We start from the raw sequence: 2,225 nt of genomic DNA, 5'->3' as shown, positions 1-2,225 counted from the left end.
GTCGGGGAGGGTCTGTAGCTTGTCGAGCAGGGTTTTCATACCCTCACTGGTGTTTGGAATGCTCAGCTCCAATTGCCTTTTTTCCTGTCCGTCGATGACGCAGACAGCGACGGTTGACTTGCCGATGTCATTGCCTAGAAAGTAGTTGTAAGTGTTCATCGTTTTGGGCTATTTTACGTTGCACAAAAGAAGTACGCAGAAGGGCAAACAAAACTGTGATAGTAGGCCTTTGCGCCTCAATTCCTATATGTTTCCTGTTCTGCTCTCAAAGGGGTCAGCGGGGACTGCATCGCACCGATAGGTCTTACCTGGTTGGGTGGTTAGCTCGTCCCGCTGCCCTTTGAAAGTTCCTCTTTTTTAGCAACAAAGGCTAGAGATGAATCTTGGTTTTGTGTCAACGGTAAAGCTAACAGTTGGGTGGCCTGTCCAAGTCAGTGGGCGTTTCACGTAACGGGCGACAAGTTAACTAATTGATAACGAGCGTTATTTTGCAGATTTGCTACGTGCTTGTTGACAGTTTGGTGTCCGTTCGACTGCCCGTTTTTTGCAGGTTTGCCACGTACCTAGCGACAGATCAATCTTGAGTTATGAAGCATAGTTGAATCATATGAGTTGTTCACATTGCCTTCCCTATCGGATCCGTCAGTTTGGTTCACCAACTGAAGCTAGAGCGTATAAAGCGGAGATTTTCCAGAGCACAAAGTTCGAGACAATTGACCATCGGCGTTATTCGGATACAACTGATGGGCAAGAGGACTTATTTATGGACATCTATAGGTGCCGCTACTGCGGCACAAAATGGTATCTACCAGAGGTTGAGTCACAGTTAAGACAGAGTGGCTTCCTCACGCAAAGTCAATGGTATACTCGGTGGTACGGCCCGACAGTTTTGCTCTGGTTAGCGGTAGTTAGTCTGTTAGCATTTTGGTTTTGGCATTAGCGCTGCGGGGGCCACTTACCTCGGACAGGCATCACGCGATTAGGCCAAAGCGGCAGCCCAACAAGCGAAGGGTGAAAAGGTCGTGGTCACGTATCTGAGTTTGGCTTATCTTGTGGCCATCAGCCCTTCGTGGCGTTGGGTGGCCCGTCCATGCAAGCGGGTATTCCACGTTACGTGCGACAGAATAACTGCCTGATAATGAGGGTTTTATATCTGAGTTCCGCGTTTCATGCGACAGGTTAGTCCCCGTTCGACAGCACGTTTCGGTCGGTTTGCCACGTACCCGGCGACAAGTCAATCCACCGTGGACAGCACCTAGATATTCTGTACAGATTTTACATTTTGTACAGAACTTATGACCTTTGTTAGACGTTATCAACTCATAAACTTCTCAAAGACATGGCACAGTCAGTTAGCAGCACACAGGATGCGCGCAAGAACTTTTCGGAGATCGTCAGCAAAGCAGCCTTTGGCAAGGAGGCTACTATCATTACACGCTCTGGCAAGAACGTAGCTGCCGTCATCTCCTTTGAGGATTATGAGTTTTATCAACAATTAGAAGATAAGCTTGATGGTGAACTAGCCACAGCTCGGTTGGCTAAGGAGAACAAGCGATACTCCATTGAGGAAGTGAAAGCCCGTTTAGGCCTCTAGGCAAGCACTCCAAAATCGACACTTGCATGAGCCTTGTTTACCGCATTGAATATGATGAAGCTGCGCTGGAAGATCTGCTCAAACTGCCCAAGAAGATCCAACAGCAACTTGTTAAAGCGATTAGCCGGTTAGAGGAGTCTCCTCGCTCAGGTAACATCAAGCAACTCAAAGGCTATGACAAACTATTTCGACTTCGAAGTGGTGATTATCGGGTTGTTTACACAATCGAAGATGATATAATCATTGTTACGATTGTCGCTGTTGGACCACGCAAAGATATATACGACTTGTTAAAGCGCCGAGTAGATTAGAACCGTTGTTCAGCTCTGCGGGGTCCACCTACGGGGGACAGGCATCACTCGCAGTAGGCCGGCGCATCACCCAACAAAGGCAAAGTTGAAAAGGTGTAACGTACCTGATCGTGGCTTATCTTCCGTCCACCATCAGCCTTTGCAGGCGATTCCTATAAGACATCCAAGCCTTTTTCACTAAAAATTATCCAATTTTCGGACACTCCGCTGTGTAGGGCGTTCCCCGCTCCATAACCGCCATCATCCGATGCACCAGCTTGTTGCGAACCGCGTTCAACACACTCATTTTCTTCTTGCCCGCAGCCACCTTTCGCTGATAG

General features: G+C 48.1%; 3 protein-coding genes. 2 read left to right on the top strand and 1 reads right to left on the bottom strand.

Annotated elements, in window-relative coordinates; all coding sequences use genetic code 11:
* A partial coding sequence (locus ACAW87_RS25730; protein ID WP_370726544.1) for an IS110 family transposase occupies window positions 1–159 on the bottom strand: 159 nt, incomplete at its 3' end.
* Between the two features lie 1,180 nt (window positions 160–1,339).
* On the opposite strand from ACAW87_RS25730, the gene ACAW87_RS25725 reads away from it, so the two are divergent.
* Complete coding sequence (locus ACAW87_RS25725) at window positions 1,340–1,594, top strand: type II toxin-antitoxin system Phd/YefM family antitoxin (protein WP_370726543.1); 255 nt, start codon at window positions 1,340–1,342, stop codon at window positions 1,592–1,594.
* A 26-nt stretch (window positions 1,595–1,620) separates the two neighbouring features.
* Window positions 1,621–1,905: a type II toxin-antitoxin system RelE family toxin gene (locus tag ACAW87_RS25720; protein ID WP_370726542.1), complete on the top strand. Its 285-nt coding sequence runs from the start codon at window positions 1,621–1,623 to the stop codon at window positions 1,903–1,905.
* Window positions 1,906–2,225 lie beyond the last annotated feature (320 nt).

It is taken from the genome of Fibrella aquatica (genome assembly GCF_041321135.1).
Classification (GTDB): domain Bacteria; phylum Bacteroidota; class Bacteroidia; order Cytophagales; family Spirosomataceae; genus Fibrella; species Fibrella aquatica.
Note: the sequence above shows the minus strand (reverse complement) of the source record. Positions and strands in the feature narration are given on the sequence as shown.